General features: G+C 71.6%; 17 protein-coding genes. 7 read left to right on the forward strand and 10 right to left on the reverse strand.

The window, feature by feature from the left end:
* Nucleotides 1-160: 160 nt before the first annotated feature.
* Together dnaE and ACFQVD_RS16835 are read right to left on the reverse strand one after the other, a co-directional pair.
* Nucleotides 161-3682, reverse strand: coding sequence for a DNA polymerase III subunit alpha (gene dnaE, locus ACFQVD_RS16830; protein WP_343968620.1), 3522 nt, complete (start codon nucleotides 3680-3682; stop codon nucleotides 161-163).
* Nucleotides 3683-3779: 97 nt separating this feature from the next.
* Nucleotides 3780-4712, reverse strand: coding sequence for a chorismate mutase (locus ACFQVD_RS16835; RefSeq protein ID WP_364149532.1), 933 nt, complete (start codon nucleotides 4710-4712; stop codon nucleotides 3780-3782).
* 450 nt (nucleotides 4713-5162) lie between these two features.
* On the opposite strand from ACFQVD_RS16835, the gene ACFQVD_RS16840 reads away from it, so the two are divergent.
* From ACFQVD_RS16840 to ACFQVD_RS16865, 6 genes are read left to right on the forward strand one after another with little or no spacing between them, the layout of a single operon-like run.
* The gene (locus ACFQVD_RS16840; RefSeq protein WP_386271484.1) at nucleotides 5163-7439 is read left to right on the forward strand and encodes a protein kinase domain-containing protein; all 2277 of its coding nucleotides are present in this window, start codon (nucleotides 5163-5165) and stop codon (nucleotides 7437-7439) included.
* Nucleotides 7440-7489: 50 nt separating this feature from the next.
* Entirely contained in the window at nucleotides 7490-9328 is a 1839-nt protein-coding gene (locus ACFQVD_RS16845; protein ID WP_386271486.1) for a serine/threonine-protein kinase, read from the forward strand.
* Complete coding sequence (locus ACFQVD_RS16850; RefSeq protein ID WP_343973909.1) at nucleotides 9325-10158, forward strand: AraC family transcriptional regulator; 834 nt, start codon at nucleotides 9325-9327, stop codon at nucleotides 10156-10158. The genes ACFQVD_RS16845 and ACFQVD_RS16850 overlap by 4 nt, the downstream gene beginning before the upstream one ends.
* 23 nt (nucleotides 10159-10181) lie before the next feature.
* Nucleotides 10182-10862, forward strand: a complete 681-nt coding sequence (locus ACFQVD_RS16855) for an AzlC family ABC transporter permease (RefSeq protein WP_343973912.1) — start codon at nucleotides 10182-10184, stop codon at nucleotides 10860-10862.
* Nucleotides 10859-11170, forward strand: a complete 312-nt coding sequence (locus ACFQVD_RS16860; protein WP_343973915.1) for an AzlD domain-containing protein — start codon at nucleotides 10859-10861, stop codon at nucleotides 11168-11170. The genes ACFQVD_RS16855 and ACFQVD_RS16860 overlap by 4 nt, the downstream gene beginning before the upstream one ends.
* 60 nt (nucleotides 11171-11230) lie before the next feature.
* Entirely contained in the window at nucleotides 11231-12751 is a 1521-nt protein-coding gene (locus ACFQVD_RS16865) for a serine/threonine protein kinase (protein ID WP_364149523.1), read from the forward strand.
* Nucleotides 12752-12865: 114 nt separating this feature from the next.
* Here ACFQVD_RS16865 and ACFQVD_RS16870 read toward each other — a convergent pair whose 3' ends face one another.
* The 3 genes from ACFQVD_RS16870 to ACFQVD_RS16880 are packed head-to-tail and all read right to left on the reverse strand — an operon-like array spanning nucleotide 12866 to nucleotide 14785.
* Complete coding sequence (locus ACFQVD_RS16870; protein WP_364149521.1) at nucleotides 12866-13795, reverse strand: RluA family pseudouridine synthase; 930 nt, start codon at nucleotides 13793-13795, stop codon at nucleotides 12866-12868.
* Complete coding sequence (locus tag ACFQVD_RS16875; protein WP_343980719.1) at nucleotides 13788-14414, reverse strand: signal peptidase II; 627 nt, start codon at nucleotides 14412-14414, stop codon at nucleotides 13788-13790. Before ACFQVD_RS16875 ends, ACFQVD_RS16870 begins: the two co-directional genes overlap by 8 nt.
* Nucleotides 14378-14785, reverse strand: a complete 408-nt coding sequence (locus ACFQVD_RS16880) for a TraR/DksA family transcriptional regulator (protein WP_386274343.1) — start codon at nucleotides 14783-14785, stop codon at nucleotides 14378-14380. Before ACFQVD_RS16880 ends, ACFQVD_RS16875 begins: the two co-directional genes overlap by 37 nt.
* Nucleotides 14786-15256: 471 nt before the next feature.
* Between ACFQVD_RS16880 and ileS the strand changes: the two genes are divergently transcribed.
* Complete coding sequence (gene ileS, locus ACFQVD_RS16885; protein WP_343980758.1) at nucleotides 15257-18415, forward strand: isoleucine--tRNA ligase; 3159 nt, start codon at nucleotides 15257-15259, stop codon at nucleotides 18413-18415.
* A 237-nt stretch (nucleotides 18416-18652) separates the two neighbouring features.
* Here ileS and ACFQVD_RS16890 read toward each other — a convergent pair whose 3' ends face one another.
* The 5 genes from ACFQVD_RS16890 to ACFQVD_RS16910 all read right to left on the reverse strand — a co-directional run bounded on the left by ACFQVD_RS16890 (nucleotide 18653) and on the right by ACFQVD_RS16910 (nucleotide 23079).
* Nucleotides 18653-20431 carry a hypothetical protein gene (locus ACFQVD_RS16890; RefSeq protein WP_343980726.1) on the reverse strand — a complete coding sequence of 593 codons (1779 nt, stop codon included), beginning with the start codon at nucleotides 20429-20431 and terminating at the stop codon, nucleotides 18653-18655.
* Nucleotides 20432-20474: 43 nt separating this feature from the next.
* Nucleotides 20475-21332 (reverse strand): DivIVA domain-containing protein, encoded by an 858-nt coding sequence (locus ACFQVD_RS16895; protein WP_343980728.1) that lies wholly within the window; start codon nucleotides 21330-21332, stop codon nucleotides 20475-20477.
* A 49-nt stretch (nucleotides 21333-21381) separates the two neighbouring features.
* A complete protein-coding gene (locus ACFQVD_RS16900) occupies nucleotides 21382-21669 on the reverse strand; it encodes a YggT family protein (protein WP_030909817.1) in 288 nt (95 codons plus the stop codon).
* A gap of 82 nt (nucleotides 21670-21751) precedes the next feature.
* On the reverse strand, nucleotides 21752-22255 hold the full coding sequence (locus ACFQVD_RS16905; RefSeq protein ID WP_343980733.1) for a cell division protein SepF: 504 nt from the start codon (nucleotides 22253-22255) through the stop codon (nucleotides 21752-21754).
* Nucleotides 22256-22374: 119 nt separating this feature from the next.
* Complete coding sequence (locus ACFQVD_RS16910) at nucleotides 22375-23079, reverse strand: YggS family pyridoxal phosphate-dependent enzyme (RefSeq protein ID WP_343980737.1); 705 nt, start codon at nucleotides 23077-23079, stop codon at nucleotides 22375-22377.
* Between the last annotated feature and the right edge of the window lie 59 nt (nucleotides 23080-23138).

Below are 23138 nucleotides of genomic sequence, written 5' to 3' on the forward strand. Positions count from 1 at the left end.
CTCTCCGGCATAGTGACAAGCCGCCGGGGAGGCTGTCAACGGAAGTTAGGAAGGTTTCCTAACCCGAAACCCGGCGTACCGGAGGAACACAACGCCGCCTCCGGGCACATCGCGATGTGCCCGGAGGCGGCGTGCCACGGAGGCGACTCGGCGCCCGCTCTCACGCCCCCAGGCAGGCGGGGCCGAGCAGCTGCTTCAGATCGCCCATCAGGGCCGGGGACGGCGAGACCCGCAGCCGGTCGTCGAGGCGCATGATGGTGGTCTTGGGGCCGTTGTGCACCTGCAGGTGCACCTCGGTGGTGCCCGGATGGGCGGTCAGCACCTCCTTGAGCCGGCCGACCACCGGCGGGGTGCAGCGGGTCAGGGCGAGGCTGACCGCCAGGGGACCACCGGCCTCACGGGTCAGGTCCGGAGCCGTCACCTCCATGGCGATGATCTTTCCGACGTCCTCGCGCTTGTCCAGGCGGCCCTTGACGAAGACGATGGCGTCCTCGGCGAGCACGGTCGCGCAGAGCTGGTAGGCCGAGGGGAAGATCATCACCTCGATGGCACCCTCCAGGTCCTCCAGCTGGGTCAGCACCCAGGTGTCGCCCTTCTTGGTGACCTTGCGCTGCACCCCGCTCAGGATGCCGCCGACGGTGACGACCTGGCCGTCGGGACGGTGCTCGTCCTGGAGCGAGGCGATCGAGCAGTCGGCGCCGGAGGCGAGGATGTGCTCCACGCCGAAGAGCGGATGGTCGGAGACGTACAGGCCGAGCATCTCCCGCTCGAACTGCAGCAGCGTGTTCTTGTCCCACTCGCCCACCGGGATCTGCACGTCGAAGGTCTGGTCCTCGGCCCCCTCGACGGCGCCGAACAGCGAGTCCTGCCCCTGGGCCTCGTTCTTCTTGATGCCGATGATGCTGTCGACCGCCTGCTCGTGGACCATCACCAGGCCCTTGCGCACGTGCCCGAACGAGTCGAAGGCACCGGCCTTGATCAGCGACTCGATGACCCGTTTGTTACAGACGACCATGGGGACCTTGCGCAGGAAGTCCTTGAAGTCGGCGAAGCGGCTCTTCTCCCTGCGCGCGGCGATGATCCCGTCGACCACGTTGCCGCCGACGTTGCGGATGGCCGACAGGCCGAACCGGACGTCGGTGCCGCGCGGCGTGAAGTCGAAGTCGGAGTCGTTGACGTCCGGCGGCAGCACCTTGATGCCCATCCGGCGGCACTCGTTGAGATAGAGGGCCGACTTGTCCTTGTCGTCCTTGACCGAGGTCAGCAGCCCGGCCATGTACTCGGCCGGGTAGTTGGCCTTGAGGTAGGCGGTCCAGTAGGAGACCAGGCCGTAGGCGGCGCTGTGCGCCTTGTTGAAGGCGTAGTCGGAGAAGGGCAGCAGGATGTCCCAGAGCGTCTTGATCGCGGCCGCGGAGTAGCCGTTGTCCTTCATGCCCTGCTCGAACGACTCGAACTGCTTGTCCAGCTCCGCCTTCTTCTTCTTGCCCATCGCGCGGCGCAGCAGGTCGGCCTTGCCAAGCGAGAACCCGGCGACCTTCTGCGCGATGGCCATGACCTGCTCCTGATAGACGATCAGGCCGTACGTGGTGCCGAGGATCTCCTGCAGCGACTCCTCGAACTCCGGGTGGATCGGGACGATCTCCTGCTGGCCGTTCTTGCGCAGCGCGTAGTTGGTGTGCGAGTTGGCGCCCATCGGGCCGGGCCGGTACAGCGCACCGACGGCGGAGATGTCCTCGAAGTTGTCGGGCTTCATCAGCCGCAGCAGCGACCGCATGCCGCCGCCGTCCAGCTGGAACACCCCCAGGGTGTCGCCCCGGCCGAGCAGCTCGTAGGTCTTGCGATCGTCCAGCGGCAGCTTGAGCAGGTCGATCTGCTCGCCGGTGTTGGCCTCGATCATCTTCAGGCAGTCGTCGATGATCGTGAGGTTGCGCAGGCCCAGGAAGTCCATCTTCAGCAGGCCGAGCGTCTCGCAGGTCGGGTAGTCGAACTGCGTGATGATCACACCGTCGGAGTCCCGGCGCATGATCGGGATGTAGTCGGTCAGCACCTCGGCCGACATGATGACCCCGGCGGCGTGCACGCCGGTCTGCCGGATCAGGCCCTCCAGGCCCCTGCCGAGGTCCATCGCCGACTTGACGTCGACGTCCTCCTCGTACAGCCTGCGCAGCTCGCCGGCCTCGTTGTAGCGCGGATGATCCTTGTCGAAGATGCCGGAGAGCGGGATGTCCTTGCCCATCACCGCGGGCGGGAACGCCTTGGAGACCTTGTCGCCCAGCGCGTACGGATGGCCCAGGACGCGAGCCGCGTCCTTGATGGCGGCCTTCGCCTTGATGGTGCCGAAGGTGGCGATCATGGCGACCTTGTCGGCCCCGTACTTCTCCGTCACGTACCTGATCACGTCGCCGCGCCTGCGCTCGTCGAAGTCGATGTCGACGTCGGGCATGGAGACGCGGTCGGGGTTGAGGAACCGCTCGAAGATCAGCCCGTGCGGCAGCGGGTCGAGGTCGGTGATGCCCAGCGCGTACGCGGCCAGCGAGCCGGCGGCCGAGCCACGGCCGGGACCGACCCGGATGCCGTTGTTCTTGGCCCACATGATGAAGTCGGCGACCACGAGGAAGTAGGAGGGGAACCCCATCTGCAGGATGACGCCCATCTCGAACTCGATCTGCGTGCGGTGCTCGTCGTCGACGCCCTCGGGGAAGCGCCGCTCCATGCCCCGCCAGATCTCCTTGCGGAACCAGCTCTCCTCGGTCTCCCCCTCGGGCAGGGGGAAGGTCGGCATCAGGTTCTTGAAACCGAACATGCCGCTCGGATCGACCTTCTCGGCGACCAGCAGGGTGTTGCGGCAGCCCTCGGCCCACAGGTCCGAGGAGTCGACCGCGCGCATCTCGTCGGCGTTCTTGATGTAGTAGCCGCTGCCGTCGAACCGGAAGCGGTCGGGGTCGGACAGCTGCTTGCCGGTCTGGATGCACAGCAGCGCGTCGTGGGAGGTCGCGTCCGACTCGTAGGTGTAGTGGGAGTCGTTGGTCACCAGCGGCGGGATGTCCAGCTCGCGCGAGATGCGGGTCAGCCCGTCCCGGACCCTGCGCTCGATGTCGAGCCCATGATCCATGATCTCCAGGTAGTAGTTCTCCTTGCCGAACAACTCCTGGAACCTGGCCGCCGCCGCGACCGCCTCGTCGTACTGCCCCAGGCGCAGGCGGGTCTGCACCTCACCCGACGGGCAGCCGGTGGTGGCCATCAGCCCCTCGGCGTGCTCGGCGAGGATCTCCGCGTCCATCCGCGCCCACTTACGGACGAAGCCCTCGGTGTAGGCGCGCGAGGAGAGCTTCATCAGGTTGCTCAGACCCTTGGCGTTCTTCGCCCAGATGGTCATGTGGGTGTAGTAGCCACCCGCCGAGACGTCGTCGCGCTTCTGGTGCGGCTCGCCCCACAGCACCGGCTTCTTCTGGTGCCGGGAGGCCGGGGCGACGTAGGCCTCGATGCCGATGATCGGCTTGATCCCCGCCCCGGTCGCCTGCTTGTAGAAGTCGTAGGCCCCGTGCATGTTGCCGTGGTCGGTGATCGCGATGGCGGGCATGCCCAGGTCGCCGACCTGCTTGAACATTTGCTTCAAACGGGCGGCTCCATCCAACATGGAGTACTCCGTGTGAACGTGCAGATGCACAAACGAGTCTGACATGCGGCCCCGTCCTCCCCTAGTCGCACCGTCGGCGGGGAAAGCGTATCCAAATCCGAGTTCCCGAAGTGACCCGTGTGCTTCGGGTCGTCTCTCCCTCTCAGTCTCGCTCGGCGGGCGCCGAGCGGCGTTCCTCGGCGAGGTGCAGGCCCGCCTCGATGACGGCGTTCATGATGGGGGCGAGCCGGGCCTCGCCCAGCACGGGGGCGCGGCGGGCCATCTCGGCGACCACCTGGCGCTCGCGGACGGCGTCACGACCGGCGAAGCCTCCGACGGGCTTGAGGCGCTGGATGGTTCCGGCGAGCTCGGCGCGGCGTTCCAGCAGGACGGCGAGGGCGGCGTCGACCCGGTCGATGGCGTCGCGGGCGGCGGACACCGAGTCGGGCTCCTCCCTGCGGGTGACGGCACCGACGATCCTGGTGGCCTCCCGCGCGGCCAGCGCGTCCTGCTCGGTGACGCCGGGATCCAGCAGGAGGCCGTCGGCACCGGCGGCGATCGCGGCGGCGGCCAGCGCGGGGTCCGCGCCGAGGTCGGCCAGGACGGGGCGGCCCGACCTCGTCCGCGCGGCGCGCATCAGGGCGAGGTCGAAGGTGGCGCCGTCCGGGTGGGCGCGGCCGCTCTCGCAGAGCATGATCTGGTCGTTGCCCTCCGCCGCGCAGTGGCCGGCGACCGCCAGCCACTCCTCCAGCGTCGCGGAGGAGGCCCGCTGGACGAGCACCGGCAGGCCGAGCCTGGCCGTGGCGCGCACCAGCTCCGAATCCCGCATCCAGGCCGCGCCGACCACCACGCCGTCCGCGCTCTCGGCGATCACCGGCAGGTCTCCCGCCGAGGACGGCTCCACCAGGAGCGGCCCCGCCCCCTCGGCGCGGGCCGCCACCACGGACTCGGCGGCGGGGACCTCACCGTGCCGGTCCCGCAGGCTGATCCAGCGGGCGTCCGCACCGGAGCCGCCTATCACCACGGCCGGCCCGGTCCCCACCGTGAGCGCGCCCAGCCCTACCGCTGCGCGTTCCAGATGTGCGGTGGTCGACATGAGGCTCCCCCATGCTCGGCCGGCGCGCGTCCCGCGAACCGGCGGCCGTTCGGAAAGAGGTGTTCCAAATGAAAAAGGCAGAGACTTCGCGTCTCCGCCCGGTGCCGGCTCCGGCTGGTCGCCGGGCCCTGTCCCTCGAATCTCCTGCCCACCGCTCCCCCGCCCGCCGCGGCTCACTGTTCCGTCTTGCGAGACACCGCCCGACCGGCCCTCGCCACGGTAAGATCCGCGGGACAGCGGACCAGATCACGCTGTCGCGACCGGTCTCTCCGGGGCCGGGCCGGTGAACACGAAACAACAGGTCATAGGCCCAATCTTAGGTCATCTACCGGACACCCACCACGTACTGGACAGCGCATCTCAGGATATGGACTTTTCCCCAGCGAGTGAGTCGATCACTTTACTGGGCTATGAGAGTATTCGGGGGTTCCGAAGGAGGTAAGCCGGTTGATGGCCGAAGCACAGCCCGAGGGGCGCCGTATCGCCTCCCGTTACCACCTGCTCGAAGCCATCGGCCGGGGTGGCATGGGCATCGTGTGGCGGGCCCATGACGAGCTTCTGGACCGCGAGGTCGCGATCAAGGAGGTCCGCTACGCCGACATGCTCGGCGAGGACAACCAGGAGGACTTCAACCGGCGCACCAAGCGCGAGGCACGTGCCGCCGGGCGTCTGACCCACCCGAACGTGGTGGTCGTCCACGACGTCGTCGAGGAGGACGGGCGTCCCTGGATCGTCATGCAGCTGGTGGAGTCGCGCTCCCTCGGCAAGGTGCTGAGGCAGGACGGGCCGCTGCCGCCGCAGCGGGTGGCGGAGATCGGCCTGCAGGTGCTGGAGGCGCTGCGCGCCGCCCACGCCCAGGGAGTGCTGCACCGCGACGTCAAGCCGGAGAACGTGCTGCTGGCCGACGACGGCCGGGTGGTGCTGACCGACTTCGGCATCGCGACGCTCGAAGCCGAGACCGCGCTGACCATGACCGGCATCGCGGGCACCCCGGCGTTCATCCCTCCCGAACGCATCAAGGGCGGCGCCGCGCAGCGTGAGTCGGACCTGTGGTCGCTCGGCGCGACCCTGTACGCCGCCGTCGAGGGCAAGCCCCCGCACGACCGGGGCGGTGCGCTGCCCACCATGCACGCCGTCCTGAACGACGAGCCCGAGCCCCCGGTCCACGCCGGGCCGCTGGCCCCGATCCTGGAGGGGTTGCTCCGCAAGGACCCGGCGCTGCGCATGCCCTACAAGGAGGCGGAGCGGCTGCTGCGCAGGGTGGCCGAGGGGGCGGGCAACCGTGACCGGCCCGCCAGGACCGCCGTCATGCCCACCGTCATGCCCGCCGTGAGCCCGGCGGCCGACACCGACCCCGGAGCCCGTTTCCAGGCCGGCGCCCTCCCCGAGACGGGCGCGAAGCTGGACTCCGTACCCGCCGAGCCCAGGGACGAGATGGCGCCCGCGCGGGGCGAGGAGCCGCCGAAGGCCACCCTGGAGCCGCCCGCCGGAGCCGTACGGCAGGAGCCGGGCGCCGGAGCGAAGGCGAGCAGTTCGAAGGCGGCGCCGGGGGCGAAGCCCGGCGCCAAGGCCACCCCCGGCGCCGGGAGAGGCCCCGCTCCGAAGGCCGCGGACGACTCCGAGGCGAACCGGCCCACCAGCAGGGCACCCTCCGGCGCCAAGGCCGCCGGAGCCGCGGCCGGGGCGGCCGGAGCGGCCGGAGCGGCGAGGTCCGCCGCGAGCTCCGGCACCGCTGCCGAGCCGGTGCCGGCCCCGGAGGTGAAGCCCGCCGCCGCGCCCGAGGAGCGACCCGCGGCGAGCCGCCAGAGCGCCCCTCCCGCCGCGGCCGAGCAGGGGTTCGCCCGCCGGAGGCCCGTCCCCGTCTCGCGGCCCAACCCCTTCCCGCCGGTGGGCCGCGAGCCCTCGCCCAGGGCCGAGCCCGCGAGCGAGCCCGCACCCGCCGCCGAGCCCGCACCCGCCCGGCGGCGAGAGCCCGTGGCCCCCTCCTACGCCGACCACGACTACGAGGCGGCCACCCTGACCTCGCAGAAGCGCGGCGGCTCCCAGCTGAAGCGGGGGCTGCTGGTGCTCCTGCCCGCGCTGTTGGTCGTCGGCGGGGTCGCCGGCTGGCTCGGCATGCGCAGCCGCGAGAACGAGGAGGCCGCGCGGGCCGGCTCGGGGAAGCCGAGCACCTCCGGCGCGCCGAACGCCCCGAGCGACGGGGCCAGGACGACCCCGCAGGGCTCACCCGAGCCGACGTCCTCTCCCCCGCCCAGCCCGACCCCCACCAAGACCGAGAAGAAGTCCGCCCTGCCCTCCGGCTGGCGGATGCACAAGGACTCCAACGGCTTCTCGATCGGCCTGCCCAAGGGGTGGAGCGTGGACAAACGGCCCGGCCAGCAGGTGTGGTTCCGCGGCCCCGATCGGAGCAGCTTCGTCTTCGTCGAGTACGTCGACCGCGCGGGCCCCGACCCCAAGCGGGACTGGGAGAACCAGGAGGGGTACAGCCGCGGCAACTTCCCCGGCTACAAGCGGATCAAGATCGAGAAGGTCGACTACATGGTGAAGGCCGCCGACTGGGAGTTCACCTGGCAGATGAGTTCGGGCAAGGCCCGGGTGCTCAACCGGGGGTTCGTCACCAAGGGCGGCCGGGGGTACGCCATCTACTGGCACACCCTGGCCAAGGACTGGAAGAAGAACCTGCACTACTTCGAGGGGTTCGCCGCGACCTTCTCCTCGAAAAAGTAGGGCGGATCCCTACCGGCTACGATTCGGGAGGCTGGGAGGGAGACGGGGAGATGTCGGAGAGAAAGGTGGCGGGCCGCTACCGGTTGCTCGAACACATCGGCGAGGGCGGCATGGGCATCGTCTGGCGAGCCCATGACGAGCTCCTCGACCGGATCGTGGCCGTCAAGGAGGTCCGTCACCGGGGGGCCGACGAGGCCGCCCGCGCCGATCTGAACCGGCGCACGATCCGCGAGGCCAGGACCGCCGGGCGCCTCGACCACCCATCCGTGATCATCGTGCACGACGTGGTCGAGGAGGAGGGGCGTCCCTGGATCGTCATGCAGCTGGTCAGGTCCCGGTCGCTGGGGGAGATCGTCCGTGTCCACGGCCCCCTCCCGCCCGAGCGGGTGGCCTCGGTGGGACTGCACGTGCTGGGCGCGCTGCGGGCCGCACACGCCGCGGGGGTGCTGCACCGCGACGTCAAGCCGGAGAACGTGCTGCTGGCCGACGACGGCCGGGTGGTGCTGACCGACTTCGGCATCGCCTCCATGACGCAGGAGACCGGTATCACCCGCACCGGCGGGATGGTCGGCACACCCGCGTTCCTGCCTCCCGAGCGGCTGCACGGGCTGCCCGCCACCCCCGAGTCGGACCTGTGGTCGCTCGGGGCCACGCTGTACGCGGCGGCCGAGGGCCGGCCTCCGTTCGAGCGGCCCACGGCCGCCGCCACCATGATGGCCGTCCTGCACGGCGAGCCGAGCCCCATGACCCGTTCGGGCCCCCTGGCGATGGCGATCCTCGGCCTGATGGCCAGGGATCCGGCCGCCCGGATGGCGCCCGACCAGGCCGAGGCCCTGCTCAACCGCGCCTCCTCCGGTCCCGCGTCCTCACCGGGCTCCTCGGGGCCGGCCGCGGGGCCTGTCGCGGGACCTGTCGCGGGACCTGTCGCGGGACGGGAGCCGCACGGCTCCCCCGGACCTCACCCCGACCCGTCACACGCCGTCCCCCTGTACCTCGGACAGCCGCACCCGGAGGCGGCGCGGAGCGGGTGGCGGCCGGGTCACCAGAACCCCCCGTACCCACCCGCGCACACCCGCCCCGAGCAGCCCCCGTACGCGGCCGGGCACACCCGTCCCGAACAGCGGTCCCAGCCCCCGGCCGCGTACCGTGCCGAGCACACGCGCCCCGACCAGGGGGCGTACGGCTACGAGCACCCGCATCCGGGCTCCTGGCCGGTGCGGGAACAGCCCACCGGCACCGGGGACGAGCCCGTGCGGCGGAGCGGAGCGGGACGGCTGGCGCTCCTGGCCGGAATCCCCGTGCTCGTGGTGGCGGTCGGGGTCGGCGGATGGCTGGTCGTGCGGGCCCAGAACACCACGGCCGACACCGGTCACGGCCTGCCCGAGACACCCCGGGCCTCCACCCCGGCGGCGACGGTGACTCCGACGGTGACCCCGCGTCCGAGCCGGACGATCCCCGCGGGCTGGCGGCTGCACCGCGACCCGATGGGCTTCTCCGTCGCGGTGCCCAGGGGATGGCAGGTCAAGCGGTTCTCCGGCCGCGACCGGGTGGAGTTCCGCGCCCCCGGGGCGAGCGGTTTCCTGTGGATCGAGTCGACGGACGACCCGGAGAAGGACCCGCTCAGGCACTGGCAGAAGGTGGAGCGGGCCGGCAGGGCCGACAACGTCTGGCCGGGCTACGAGCGGATCGGCATCACCTCGCTGAGATACCGGGGGGTGCCCGCCGCCGACTGGGAGTTCACCTACCTCAGGGGCGGGGTCCGCACGCACGTCCTGGACCGGGGCTTCCGCACCCTCGCCGACCGGCCGTACGCGATCTACTGGGAGAGCCCGGAGTCGGAGTGGGACCGCTCCCTCTTCGACGGCTTCACCAGGACCTTCCGCCCATGAACGGGCCGGAGAGGGCGCGCTTCTGGCGCAGCCCGGGACTGCCCGGGGTGGACCTGCTCAAGGCCAGGTACGTGACCCACCGCTTCACCCCGCACGCGCACGAAAGCTACGCGATCGCGCTGGTCCTTTCCGGGGTGGAGGAGTTCGGCTACCGGGGCGCCCGCCACCGCGCGGGCGCGGGCAGCCTGAGCACGCTCAACCCCCAGGAGGCGCACGACGGCCACGCGGGCGTCCCCGAGGGGTGGAGCTACCGGGTTCTCTACCCGTCCGTCGAGTTCGTCTCCGGGATCGCCGCCGAGGTGCTGACCGGGCGCGGCACCCCCTGCTTCCCCGAGACCGTCACCTACCACCAGCCCACCGTGGAACTGCTGCGGACCGCGCACCAGGCCGCGGAGCACGGCGACGACCTCGCCTCCTCGACGCTGGCCCGCACCGCCTTCGCCGCCCTGCTCCGGCGGCACGCCGCCCGCCCTCCTGCGGAGGCGCGCTCCAGCGACCAGGACCCGGGGGTGCGGCGCGCCAGGGAGATCCTGCACGAGCGGCTCGTCGACCCGCCCACGATCGAGGACCTGGCACGGGCTGTCGACGCCAGGCCGTTCGCGCTGATCCGGGCCTTCAAGGCGGCCACCGGGCTGCCCCCGCACGCCTACCTGAACACGTTGCGGATCATGCGTGCCCGGCGGCTGCTCCAGGCGGGCACGCCTCCCGCGCAGGTCGCCGGGGACGTGGGGTTCACCGACCAGGCCCACCTGAGCAGGCACTTCAAACGGATGGTGGGCGTTCCCCCCGCCGCGTACCAGCGTGCAGGAACGTACAAGACCGGAAGTTAAAACCAGACATAAGCTCCCTTTCCATGGAAACAACCACTCGCTCCTCCGCGACAAGGGACGGACTGGGCGTGGGGATCGCCGTCGGGCTGTCCGGGGTCGCCTTCGGCGCCGCGGCGGTCACCGCGGGGCTGAGCGTCGCGCAGGCGTGCGTGCTGAGCCTGTTCGCCTTCACCGGCGCCTCGCAGTTCGCCCTTGTCGGAGTCGTCGCGGGCGGCGGCAACCTGGTCGCGGGCACGGCCGGCGCGATGCTGCTGGGCGCCCGCAACAGCCTGTACGGCCTGCGCATGGCCGGCGTGCTCGACATCCGGGGCTGGCGCAGGCCGCTGACGGCCCAGGGCGTGATCGACGAGACGACCGCGGTCGCCCTGGCCCAGCCGGACGAGGAGTCGTCCAGGACGGCGTTCCTGGTCACCTTCGTCAGCCTCTACCTGACCTGGAACGCCACCACCCTCCTCGGCGCGCTGGGCACCTCCTGGGTGGCCGACCCCGCGGTGTTCGGCCTGGACGCGGTCGGTCCCGCGACGTTCCTGGCCATCCTGTGGCCCCGGCTCACCGGGAGCGGCCCCGAGACCCGCGCGCTGCGGCTGATCGCGGGCGGCGGCGCGGCGATCGCGCTGGCCTCGACCCCGTTCACCCCACCGGGTGTGCCCGTACTGCTCGCGTCCATGGCCGTGCTCGCGGTGATCCTGAGGAGGCCCAAGTGACCCTCTGGTGGGCGATCGTCGCAACCTGCGCGGCCTGCTACGCGCTGAAGCTCGCCGGGCTGTCGGCACCGCGCCGGATCCTCGACCACCCGGGGGTGCAGCGCTTCGCGACGCTGGTCCCGGTGGCCCTGCTGGCGGCGCTGATCGCGGTGCAGACCTTCGGGCACGGGCAGGCGCTGCATCTGGACTGGCCGCGCACCGCGGGGATGGGCGCGGCCGTGCTGGCGCTGCTGCTGCGTGCCCCCTTCCTGGTGGTCCTCGCGGTGGCGGCCGTCGTCACCGCCGCACTGCGCCACCTGCTGAGCTGAGAAGGTGACCTGCGTAGCTAATCCTGAATGTCGGGATTAATCCTGGGTAGGCGTCGGCGCATGACCGATTCTCAGGGGATCATCGGAGCCCGCTACCGCCTGCTCGAACACATCGGCCGAGGAGGCATGGGGACGGTCTGGCGAGCACGGGACGAGGTGCTGGGGCGCGATGTGGCGGTCAAGGAGGTCATCCCCTCCCCCGACCTCACCGGTCCCGAGCGCGAGGCCTTCACCGTGCGGACGCTCAGGGAGGCCCGGGCCGCCGGGCGGATCGGGCATCCGGGGGTCGCCACGGTGTACGACGTGATCGAGGAGCACGGGCGCCCCTGGATCGTCATGCAACTGGTCGACTCCCGCACGCTCGGAGCGGTGATCAGGGAGGACGGGCCGCTGCCGCCGGCGCGGGTGGCGCGGATCGGGCTGGAGGTGCTCGGCGCGCTGCTCGCCGCCCATCACGCGGGCGTCCTGCACCGGGACGTGAAGCCGGACAACGTCCTGCTCTCCAAGGACGGGCGGGCCGTGCTCACCGACTTCGGCATCGCCGTCCTGGAGGGCGACTCGTCGATCACCAGGACCGGCTCGCTCATCGGTACCCCGGCGTTCATAGCGCCCGAGCGGGCGAGCGGCGGACCCGCCGAGTTCGCCTCCGACCTGTGGTCGCTCGGCGTGACGCTGCACATGGCGGTCGAGGGACGCTCCCCCTTCGAGCGCGCCCACCCGCTGGCGACGCTCAGCGCCGTCATGCACCAGGAGCCCCCGCCGCTGCGGTTCGCCGGGCCGCTCGCTCCCGTGATCTTCGGTCTGCTCCGCAAGGATCCCGCGCAACGCATGTCGGCCCAGGAGGTGCAGGTCCACCTGGCCTCGCTGGTGAACGGGACCGCTCCGCAGCCGACCATGCCGATCGAGCTGCCCCCGGCGGCCCCCGTACCGGCCGCCGCTCTCGCGGGCGCGCCCACCGCCCCCGCCGGGGCCGGGCGGCCGGGGCCAGAAGCCGGCCCGGTGGCCGCCCCGGGGAGGCGACGGCGCCCGGCGGTCGCGGCGATGGTCGCGATGGCGCTCGCCGTCGCCCTGACCTCGGCCGGGATGGCGTGGGTCGCCGCCAACTCCGTCGACCAGAACCCCGCGAGGCCGCCGATCCCGGTGAGCGTGCCCTCCGGGAAGGACACGCCGACCGCCGAGCCCGAGCGGGCGAAGGTCCCCGCCCGAAACGCCCCCGCCAGAGACGACGGCGGCAGGAACGACGGTGCCAGGAACGACGGTGCCGGAGACGGCGCCGCCACCCGCCCGGCCCCCGAGAGGTCGGGGGCCGACGACCCCGCCCCTCGGGACAGACCGTCGGACAAGCCGACGGGTAAACCTTCGGGCAAGCCGTCGCAGGACGATTCCGAGCAGCCCGAGGAGCCCTCCCCCGACGAAGGCGGAGAGGGCGACCAGGGACAGGATGACGGGGGCGAGGGGACCGAGGAGGGCTCGGGCCAGGGCGACGCGCCGGGGCGGGGGCAGCAGGGCGACTCCCCCGACCAGATCGCCCCCGACGCCGGGGCGGCCGCCCTCGGCGCGAGCGCCCGGGGCGGTGCCTGAGAGACCGCCGAACGGGGAGTCCGGCAACGGCCGGACGCGCCGACGGGGCGACCGGCGCGAGGGCACGCCCGCCGCGCAGTGGCCGGGGCCGGTCGCGGGGACCGGCGGGCCGCGCTAGGACTCGGCGGCGACGACCTTCAGGGCGTGGGCCAGGTCGTCGGGGTAGGCGGTGGTGAAGGAGACCCACTCGCCGGTGGCGGGGTGCTCGAAGGCCAGGGAGACCGCGTGCAGCCACTGCCGGCTCACTCCCAGCCGCGCGGCCAAGGTCGGGTCGGCCCCGTACAGCATGTCACCGACGCACGGGTGGCGCAGCGCCGACATGTGGACCCGGATCTGGTGGGTCCGGCCCGTCTCCAGCTTGATGTCCAGCAGCGACGCCGCGCGGAACGCCTCGATCGTGTCGTAGTGGGTGACCGACTCCTTGCCCCCCGCCACGACCGCCCAGCGGCCGTCCCCGACGGGGTGGCGGTCGATCGGCGCGTCCACGGTGCCGCGGTGCGGGTCGGGGTGGCCCTGGACCAGCGCGTGGTAGCGCTTGTCGACGGTGCGCTCCTTGAAGGCCCGCTTCAGGTGGGAGTAGGCGTGCTCGCTCTTGGCGACGACCATCGCGCCGGTGGTGTTGGCGTCCAGCCGGTGCACGATGCCCTGGCGCTCGGCCGCGCCGCTGGTGGCCACCCGGTGGCCGGTGCCGAGCAGGCCGCCGATCACGGTGGGTCCGGTCCAGCCGGTGGTCGGATGGGCGGCCACGCCGACGGGCTTGTTGACGACGACGATGTCGTCGTCCTCGTACACGATGTGCATGCCGGGCACCGGTTCCGCCACCGGCATCGGCGCGGTGGGCGGCGGCGGGAGGATGACCTCCAGCCAGGCGCCCCCGTGGAGCCGGTCGGACTTGGCCGCGGTCGAGCCGTCCACCAGTACGTCACCGGCGACGATCAGTTCGGCCGCCCGGGTGCGGGAGAGGCCGAACAGGCGCGACAGGGCGGCGTCGAGACGCTCGCCCTCCAGCCCGTCGGGGACGGGGAGACTCCGCCGGTCAGCCATTGTCGTTCTCCTTCGCTTCCTGCTCGGCTCCCGTGTCGCGTGTGCCGTCGATCTGGTAGCCCCGCCAGGCGAGGAAGACCGCCAGGATGCCGCCGCAGACGATCGCCGAGTCGGCGACGTTCCAGATCGGGAAGTGACCGGGGAAGGTCTCCACGAAGTCGACCACGTGTCCCTGCAGCGGCGCGGACCTGCCGGAACCGAAGCCCGAGGGCCAGCGGAAGATCCGGTCGGTGAGGTTGCCGAGCGCCCCGCTGAGCAGCAGGCTCAGCGTGATCGCCCAGGGCAGGCTGCGCAGGTTGCGCGCGGTACGCAGGATCGCCACCACGACGGTGGCCGCGACGCAGGTGAAGACGATCGTCATCCCGGTGCCGAGGCCGAAGGCGGCCCCGGAATTGAAGATCACCCGGAACTGGAGCACGCCGGGGATGACCACGACGGGTTCCCTGCCCTCCAGGGTCTTCAGCACGATGGTCTTCGTGGCGAGGTCGAGGGCGTAGACGATGGGGACGATCACCGCGAGCACGGCGATCCGCCGCGCCGCGAGCGGGGCGGCGGGGGCCGCCCCGTTCTCGGTGTCGCCGGTCAGCGGCGCTCCTCCCGCTGCTTGCAGGCCACGCACAGCGTCGCCCTCGGAAACGCCTGAAGGCGCTCCTTTCCGATCGGCTGATGGCACGATTCGCACACTCCGTATGTCCCCGCGTCGATCCGGGCGATCGCTCGCTCGTTCTGCGCGACCAGGTCGCGCGAGTTCAGGGTAAGGGCGATTTCGCGCTCACGTTCATACGTCCGCGCTCCGGCGTCGGCCTGATCATCGCCCGCACCGTCGGTAACGTCGCTCGACGCGATCTCGATCTCGGCCTTGGCGATCTCCTTGGTGAGCTCGCGGCTCTCCGCGACCAGTCGCCCGCGGACCTCCGCGAGTTCCTCGGCCGACCAGGTGACGACGGCCCCGTCGGATGACGGCGCTGCCGCGCTGTTGTCTGCGCGCACGGTCGCGGCCATGGCGACCTCCTTGCTCGATCGGACCGTATCCAATGTGGTAAACGGTGCGGGCAGCTTAGGTCCCTCATAACGGAGCGGCAAACGACCCGCCGCAATGTTTGCCAATCTAGTAACATCCGGTCGCTTCTCCCTGATTCCCCCCAGCCGCCTCTGATATGGGGAAGCTTCCGGCAGGCGAGTGCGTTATCGTTTGAGCCTGCACGGCGTTGATGGGGACAGCAACCTCCGCACCCCCTCGCACGAGCGACCCGGGGACGGTGCGAGCCCGGGGCGAGGCGCGGAGGGAAGATCACCCCGGAGCCGCCGGAAGAACGGCCGTGACGGCCCAGTAGACCCGGCAGCAGACCAAAGGAAGAGGGCCTTCTCGCACGCGAAGGCCAAGGAGGGTGGTACCGCGGGGCCCCGACAGCCTCGTCCCTCCACGCCACAGCCGATTCCAGCGTGGAGGTCCAGCCCATCATGTCCGCCTATTTCCGCTCTCTTCCTGCGCAGGTCGATCTTCCCGCGCTTGAGCACGAGGTGCTCGACCGCTGGCGGGACGGCAAGATCTTCGAGCGCTCGGTCGAGCAGAACGCCGGCGGCCCCACCTGGGTCTTCTACGAGGGCCCGCCCACCGCCAACGGCATGCCGGGCGTCCACCACGTCGAGGCCCGCGTCTTCAAGGACGTCTTCCCCCGCTACAAGTCGATGCGGGGCTACAGCGTGCCCCGCAAGGCGGGCTGGGACTGCCACGGGCTGCCCGTCGAGGTCGCCGTCGAGAAGTCCCTCGGCCTCTCCGGCAAGAAGGACATCGAGGCGTACGGCGTCGCCGAGTTCAACGCCAAGTGCCGCGAGTCGGTGCTGCGGCACGTGGACGCCTTCGAGGAGATGACCGAGCGGATGGGGTACTGGATCGACCTGTCCCAGGCCTACCGCACGATGGACCCGGCCTACGTGGAGTCCGTCTGGTGGTCGCTCAAGGTCATCTTCGACAAGGACCTGCTCTCCCGCGACTTCCGCATCACCCCGTACTGTCCCCGCTGCGGTACCGGCCTGTCCGACCACGAGCTGGGCCAGCCCGGCGGCTACGAGACCGTCACCAGCCCGTCGGTCTACGTCCGCATGCCCGCCACCTCGGGACCGCTGGCCGACCTCGGCGCCTCGCTGCTGATCTGGACCACCACACCCTGGACGCTGGTCTCCAACACCGCCGTGGCCGTACACCCCGACGTGACCTACGTCGCGGCGCGCCCCGCCGGGTCCGACGAGGTCCTGGTGGTGGCCGAGCCGCTGGTCGCCTCCGCGCTGGGCGAGGATGCCGAGATCCTGGCCTCCTTCCAGGGCGCCGACCTGGAGCACACCACCTACTCGCGCCCCTTCGACCTGGTAGACATCCCCGGCGCGCACTACGTGGTGCTCGGCTACTACGTCACCACCGAGGACGGTACCGGCCTGGTCCACCAGGCACCCGCCTTCGGCGCCGACGACATGACGACCTGCAAGCGCTACGGGCTGCCCGTGGTCAACCCGATCGGCCCCGACGGCCGGTTCCTCGACAGCGTGCCCCAGGTCGGCGGCCGGTTCTTCAAGGACGCCGACGAGGGGCTCACCGCCGACCTGCGGGCGCGCGGCCTGCTCTACCGGGGCAGCCACTTCGAGCACAGCTACCCGCACTGCTGGCGCTGCCACACCGCGCTGCTCTACTACGCCCTGCCGGCCTGGTACATCCGCACCACCGCGATCAAGGACCGGCTCCTCGCCGAGAACGAGAAGACCAACTGGTACCCCGAGACGATCAAGTGGGGCCGCTTCGGCGAGTGGCTGCGCAACAACGTCGACTGGTCGCTGTCACGCTCGCGTTACTGGGGCACCCCGCTGCCGCTGTGGATCTGCACCGCCGACGAATCGCACGTCACGTGCGTCGGCTCGCTGGAGGAGCTGAGCCGGCTGTCCGGCCGGGACGTCTCCGCGCTCGATCCGCACCGCCCCTACGTGGACGACGTCACGCTGCCCTGCCCCACCTGCGGGGCCGAGGCCCGGCGGGTGCCCGACGTGATCGACGCCTGGTACGACTCGGGCTCGATGCCGTTCGCCCAGTGGGGAGCGCCGTACCGCAACGAGGAGATGCTCGAGAGGGCCTACCCGGCGCAGTTCATCTGCGAGGCCACCGACCAGACCCGTGGCTGGTTCTACTCGCTGATGGCGGTCGGCACGCTCGTCTTCGACCGGTCCTCGTACGAGAACGTGCTCTGCCTGGGCCTGATCCTGGCCGAGGACGGCCGCAAGATGAGCAAGCACCTGGGCAACGTGCTCCAGCCGATGCCGCTGATGGACCAGCACGGCGCCGACGCGCTGCGCTGGTACATGGCCTGCTCCGGCTCACCGTGGGCGGCCCGCAGGGTCGGGCACGGCGCCCTTGAGGAGATCGTCCGCAAGGTCCTGCTCACCTACTGGAACACCGCCTCCTTCTTCACCCTGTACGCAGGCGCCGAGTCCTGGTCGCCCTCCAGGCTCGCCGAGGCCCCCGCGTACGCCGAGCGCCCGTTGATCGACCGCTGGGCCCTCGCCGAGCTGCACCGGACGGTGGCCGAGGTCACCGCGTCGATGGACGTCTTCGACACCGCCCGCGTCGGGCGGCGGCTCTCGGAGTTCCTCGACGACCTGTCCAACTGGTACGTGCGACGCTCCCGCCGCCGCTTCTGGGCCGGTGACACCGCGGCCTTCGCCACGCTCTACGAGTGCCTGGAGACCGTCACCCGGCTGATGGCACCGGTGGTGCCGTTCACCACCGACTACGTCTGGGACGTGCTCCGCGACACCGACGCCCCCGCCTCGGTCCACCTGGCCGGCTGGCCCGAGGTCAACGGCGAGCTCCTGGATGAGAGGCTGTCGGAGCGGATGGCCCTGGTCCGCCGCCTGGTGGAGCTGGGCCGCTCGGCCCGTGCCTCCAGCGGGGTGAAGACCCGCCAGCCGCTCGGTCGTGCCCTGGTCGGCGCCCCCGGCTGGGCCACGCTCCCGCCCGAGCTGCGCGAACTGATCGCCGACGAGCTCAACGTCAAGGGCCTGGAGGACCTGTCCGGGATCGGGGCGGACCTGGTCTCCTTCACGGTCAAGCCCAACTTCCGGGCGCTGGGCAAGCGGTTCGGCTCACAGACCAAGCTGGTCGCCGCGGCCGTCACCGCCGCCGAGCCCGCGGAGCTGGCCCGCGCGCTCCGTACCGGCTCGCCGGTCCCGCTCGACGCGGGAGAGCTGGGAGCGGTGCAGATCGGCGCCGACGACGTGATCGTCACCGAGCAGCCCAGGTCCGGCTGGGCGGTGGAGGCCGCCTCCGGCGAGACCGTCGCCCTCGACCTGACCATCACCGACGAGCTGCGCCGCGCCGGTCTGATCCGCGACGTCATCCGCCTGCTCCAGGACACCCGCAAGTCCACCGGCCTGTCGATCTCCGACCGGATCGACGTGTGGTGGTCCACCGGTGACGCCGACCTGGCCGAGGCCCTGCGCACCCAGGGCCGTGCGGTGGCCGACGAGGTCCTCGCCGTCTCCCTCACCGAGGGCGGCGCCGACGGCCTTCCCACCCACAGCGACGCCGAGCTGGGCCTGACCTTCCAGCTCCGCCGCACGACGGCCACGGCCTGACGGGCGGAGCGTTCCGGCGTCACGGGACGGCCGGGCTCCCTGGGAGCCCGGCCGCTCCGGTTCACACCGGGGCCGGCCCGACGGGCCCGGCGCCTCAGGTGGTGCCCGGCGCCCGCCGCGACCCGGAGAGGGCCGTCACCGCACGGTGCCCGCGGACCCGGCGGTCCGCGGGCACCGCGACAGGCCCGCCTCCTCGTGGTGAACGGTGCGCCAGGCGGGCGGTGGTCACGCCAGGGATCAGCTCTGGTCCCGGTGGTCGCTCAGGCAGATCGAGCAGTGGACCAGGCCGGCCCCCTCGGCCTCGACCAGGGAGACGACCTCGGTGCCGCTGTCGCCCGCGCCCTTGATCAGAGGGCAGGCGGGGTCGTGAAAGCGACGGGTGCCGATGATGACCATGACGGTCCCATCACCCGCCGGCCGCTTCCCGGCTCCGGGGGCGTCGTCGGCGTCGTGGTCCTCGGCAGCGGGATCGGCCGCGGGCTCCGCCGGGGTGGAGTCGGCCGCTACCTGCCCGGCGCGCCCGGGTGCGGTCTCGGCCGGCTCCACCGGCTCAGGTGTGGTGCCGTCGGTGGCCTGCCCGGCACCCGGCTCCTCCCGGGGCACCGGTTCCGCGGACCGCTCAGGCTCCGCGGAGGAGCCTGAGCCGGCGGCTCCGGACGTGCCCGAGGAAGACGGCTCCGGCGGGGCGGAGTCCCGTCCGGCGGTCTCGGCCCCCGGGCGGGCCCCGGGCGTCGAAGGCCCGGCTTCGGCCTCGGCCTGCGCCCCGGCCTCGGCCCCGGCCTTGGCGGCCCCGGACGCGGCGCCCTCGGACGCCGTGATCTCGGACACGGTGGGCTCGGGCTCGACGGCCTCGGAGCCGGTGCGCTCGGCCTCGCCGGTTTCCGGCTTGGCGCTCTCCGGCGCCTCTCCCCGGCTCGCGGAGGCGCCGCCCACCGCCGCTCCTGGCCCGGCGGGCCCGGCCGCCTCGGGCTCGGGCCTGGCCGGAGCCGCCGGGGCCTCCGGCTTGGACGCCTGGGCGACCATGTCGCGGCTGAACCAGCTGGTGGCCTCGGAGTCGGCGTGCGGGATCTCGGGGACCTTCGGCAGCCGGATCGGCACCGAGGGGGTCGGGGACTCCGCCGCGCGGAGCGGGGGGCTCACGGGCTCCTGGGGCCGTCCCTGTGGCTCGGAGGACTGAATGTAGGGCCGGGCGACCGGGACGACGGGCTCCTGCGGGGGCTCCTGCCGGGAGACGGCGCTCTCTCGCCTGGGGGCGGGCTCCGGCCTTGGCTGGGGCTCGGGCCGCGCTCCGGGGGCCTGCTGCCCTTCGGCGGGGGCCGCGGGCCGTGCGGGACGGTACGGGGCGGTGAACCTGGCGGTGGCCTCGTGCGGGCCGGGCTCGCCGGCGCCGCCCGCGGGGCCGGACTCCGGGGAGGCGCTCAGGGGCTCGGCGGGCTCCCGTCCCCCGGGCGGGGCCTGGTACGGCCTGCTTCCGGCGACGGGTTCCGGCAGGCAGCTGGTACAGGGCGTGAAGCCCTCCTCACGAGCCTCCTCGTGGGTGAGTTCCTCATGATCCCTGCCGGCCAGCTGGCGGCACCCCGCGACGTGATAGCGCTTGCGGCCGGGGATGACCAGCACGATCGCCTCGGCGTCCAGGGCGCCCCGTCTCGCGGCGGTGGCGGTGGCCGGCCCGGCCACCGGGCCTCGTCGCGGCTGGGTAGGGGCCACGGGCATCTGCTGTCGCATCCCGTGCTGCGCCATCATGTGCGGTGGCACGGGAGGGTGGCTCGGCACACCGTGCGGCACGGGGACGGACCCGGCCGGCATCGGTCCCTTCTCGGGAAGGGGCTGAGCGGCCCCGGCCTGCCCGCCGGGGAACAGCTCGTGGCGCCGCAACAACGCCCCGATCACCAGGAAGACGGCGGACAGCACGCTGACCGCGATCGACCACATGACCAGAAACGGCTTGGCCAGCACGATCCCCACGATGAGCAGGACGATGGCCGTGAGTACCAAACCGGCGCTGATAAGGATCACAGAAAGACTCCCGGATGCGGGTCAAAGGGGGTGACCCGACACCTTAGCGGCGGTCGTTGTGAGGACCGTCAACGCCCTGGAAGGCGCCCGAATGCTGCGACGGGTCGCCGCCGAACGGGTTGGGCGCGCCCTGGAGCGTCGGCTGACCACCCGGGGCCACCGCGTGGGACATGGCCGGAGGCCCGCTCACGATCGGGAACCCGCCGCTGCCCTCGGCAGCCACGTTGAGTTCGGCCAGCTGGTTCTCCAGATACAGCTTCAGGCGACTACGGTACTCGCGCTCGAAGCTGCGAAGCTCCTCGACCTTGCGCTCGAGCTCGTCGCGGGTCTGCACCAGCGAGCCCATGGCCTGGCGGTGCCGCTCCTGCGCGTCGCGCTCCAGCGTCTCGGCTCGGGCACGTGCGTCACCGATGACCTGCTCGGCCTGGCGACGTGCCTTGCCGAGGATGTCGTCGGCCTCGCGGCGCGCCCGGGTCACCGTCTCGTCCGCCTCCCGGCGGGCGTCGGCGATGGCCTGGTCCGCGGTCTGCTGCGCGAGGGCGAGCACCCGGGCCGCGGTGTCCATGTTGTCCTCGGCCGGAGGCATTCCCATTCCGACGGGAACGGGCTGCTGATGCTGCACCGGCTCGGGAGCGCGCATCGGCTCCGGCTGCTGCATCATCATCTCGGGCTTGGGCTCGGCGATGGGGGCGGGCGCCATGGCCATGCCCATCCCGCCGGGGACCTTGCCCCGCAGGCACTCCGCCAGCTTGGCGCGGAGCTCCTCGTTCTCCTGAATGAGACGGTCCAACTCGGACTCGACCTCATCGAGGAAGGCATCTACCTCTTCCTCGTCGTAACCCGGCCGAAGGCGGGTCGTACTGAATTGCTTGTTCCGCACATCGGCGGGAGTCAGCGGCATTTCGGTCTCCTTGGCGCGCTTGGAGTCTGTCCGGGGGGACGGTACCCGATCAACGAAGCGCGGACACGAGTTGGATCAAGACCAAGACCACAATGAACAGCACTGTGAAGCTTAGGTCAAAGGCCACCGTACCCAACCGGAGTGGTGGAATGAAACGGCGGAGGAACTTGAGAGGTGGGTCGGTCACCGTGTATACGGCTTCCGCCAGCACCAGGACGATGCCGGTGGGGCGCCACTGACGTGCGAACGCCTGCACCGTCTCAAAGATCATTCTGCCGATCAGCAGAACGAGGTAGATGGACAGGACGAAGACCAAGATCCCGCTAACGATCCCCACGGTCCGTCCTCGCCTCCACTCCGCTCTGCCGTCCTTCGTCCCATCGGGACCTGTCGGGCCGGTCACTGTTCATGGTGGAACTCTAGCTCTGGTTGAAGAATCCGCGTTCCGCGATTCGAGCCTTGTCCTCGGCGGTCACCTCGACATTGGCTGGGGACAACAGGAACACCTTGTTGGTAACACGTTCAATGCTGCCATGTAGGCCAAAGACGAGACCTGCCGCGAAATCAACGAGCCGCTTTGCGTCACTGTCAACCATCTCGGTCAGGTTCATGATGACCGGGGTGCCGTCACGGAAGTGCTCGCCGATGGTCCGCGCCTCGTTGTACGTGCGGGGATGAAGGGTGGTGATGCGCGCCAGATCGGTCGTACGGCGCTCCAGGACGGCCGTCGTGGGCCGCGGAGCGGGCACACCCGGGTCGGTGTCGTCCGACAGGTCGTGGACCGTGCCAGGACGCTCGTCGCCCTCCCGGCGCGTGTCGTCGAACTCCTCGTACTCGTCGTCGGGGTAGCTGTCGTATCTCTCGTAGCGGTCGTCCTCAACAAGACCGAGGTAGACCGCCATCTTGCGCATCGCGCCGGCCATCGCTACTTCTTCCTCCGTCTTACTTCGATGTGCCCGAGGGGCCAGCCCGACCGCCCTGAGCTCACCACCGTTCGACCGCTGTCCGGGTACGCGGACGCCAAGGTCCACTTGAAGGGACATTACCTGACGAAGGGCTTCCTGCGACCGAGCAACGCCGTACCAACACGCAGGTGTGTCGCACCGTTGGCAATGGCCTGGGACATATCCCCGCTCATCCCCGCCGAGATGACGTCGGCGCCCGGGTGGGCGTCCTGGACGGACCGCGCGATCTCCCTCAGCCTCGCGAACGCCCTGCCCGGTTCCTCCTCCAGCGGCGCGACCGCCATCACCCCGCCCAGCTCAAGCCCCGGCGCTCCGGCGACGGCGTCCGCCAGCGCCTCGGCCTGCTGCGGCACCACCCCGCCCCTGGCGGGGTCACCGTCGAGCGCGACCTGTACCAGGCAGGTGATCCGGCGCCCCACCCCGAGCGCCTCCCTGCTGAGGGCGGTGACCAGCCGGGGGCGGTCGACCGAGTGGACGACGTCCGCGTAGCCGACCACCGAGCGGACCTTGTTGGTCTGCAACTGGCCGACGAAGTGCCACCGCAGGCCGAGGTCGGCGCATTCGCGCGCCTTGACCGAGGCCTCCTGGTCGCGGTTCTCCCCGACGTCGGTGATCCCGAGTCCGGCCAGCAGCCGCACGTCGGAGGCGGGGTAGGTCTTGCTCACCGCGATGAGCGTCAGCTCCTCGCGACTGCGGCCGGCGGCCCGGCAGGCTTCGGCGATCTCCGCCTCGACCCGGGCCAGCCCGGCCGCGATCTCATCTCGTCGTGTTGTTTCCGTCACATCTCCGCCGCTCGGACACTGGCAAACCGGCGGAGCCCATTCTTCCCGGCACGGCCGGG

It is taken from the genome of Streptosporangium amethystogenes subsp. fukuiense, from assembly GCF_042665875.1.
Classification (GTDB): Bacteria; Actinomycetota; Actinomycetes; order Streptosporangiales; family Streptosporangiaceae; genus Streptosporangium; species Streptosporangium fukuiense.

Coding starts and splice junctions, on each gene's coding strand:
- ACFQVD_RS16870 (WP_364149521.1), bottom strand. CDS start 13,795: ATGGCTGACCGGCGGAGTCTCCCCGTCCCCGACGGGCTGGAGGGCGAG.
- ileS (WP_343980758.1), top strand. CDS start 15,257: ATGTCCGCCTATTTCCGCTCTCTTCCTGCGCAGGTCGATCTTCCCGCG.
- ACFQVD_RS16855 (WP_343973912.1), top strand. CDS start 10,182: ATGGAAACAACCACTCGCTCCTCCGCGACAAGGGACGGACTGGGCGTG.
- ACFQVD_RS16895 (WP_343980728.1), bottom strand. CDS start 21,332: ATGCCGCTGACTCCCGCCGATGTGCGGAACAAGCAATTCAGTACGACC.
- ACFQVD_RS16865 (WP_364149523.1), top strand. CDS start 11,231: ATGACCGATTCTCAGGGGATCATCGGAGCCCGCTACCGCCTGCTCGAA.
- ACFQVD_RS16850 (WP_343973909.1), top strand. CDS start 9,325: ATGAACGGGCCGGAGAGGGCGCGCTTCTGGCGCAGCCCGGGACTGCCC.
- ACFQVD_RS16835 (WP_364149532.1), bottom strand. CDS start 4,712: ATGTCGACCACCGCACATCTGGAACGCGCAGCGGTAGGGCTGGGCGCG.
- ACFQVD_RS16845 (WP_386271486.1), top strand. CDS start 7,490: ATGTCGGAGAGAAAGGTGGCGGGCCGCTACCGGTTGCTCGAACACATC.
- ACFQVD_RS16905 (WP_343980733.1), bottom strand. CDS start 22,255: ATGGCCGGCGCGATGCGCAAGATGGCGGTCTACCTCGGTCTTGTTGAG.
- dnaE (WP_343968620.1), bottom strand. CDS start 3,682: ATGTCAGACTCGTTTGTGCATCTGCACGTTCACACGGAGTACTCCATG.
- ACFQVD_RS16840 (WP_386271484.1), top strand. CDS start 5,163: ATGGCCGAAGCACAGCCCGAGGGGCGCCGTATCGCCTCCCGTTACCAC.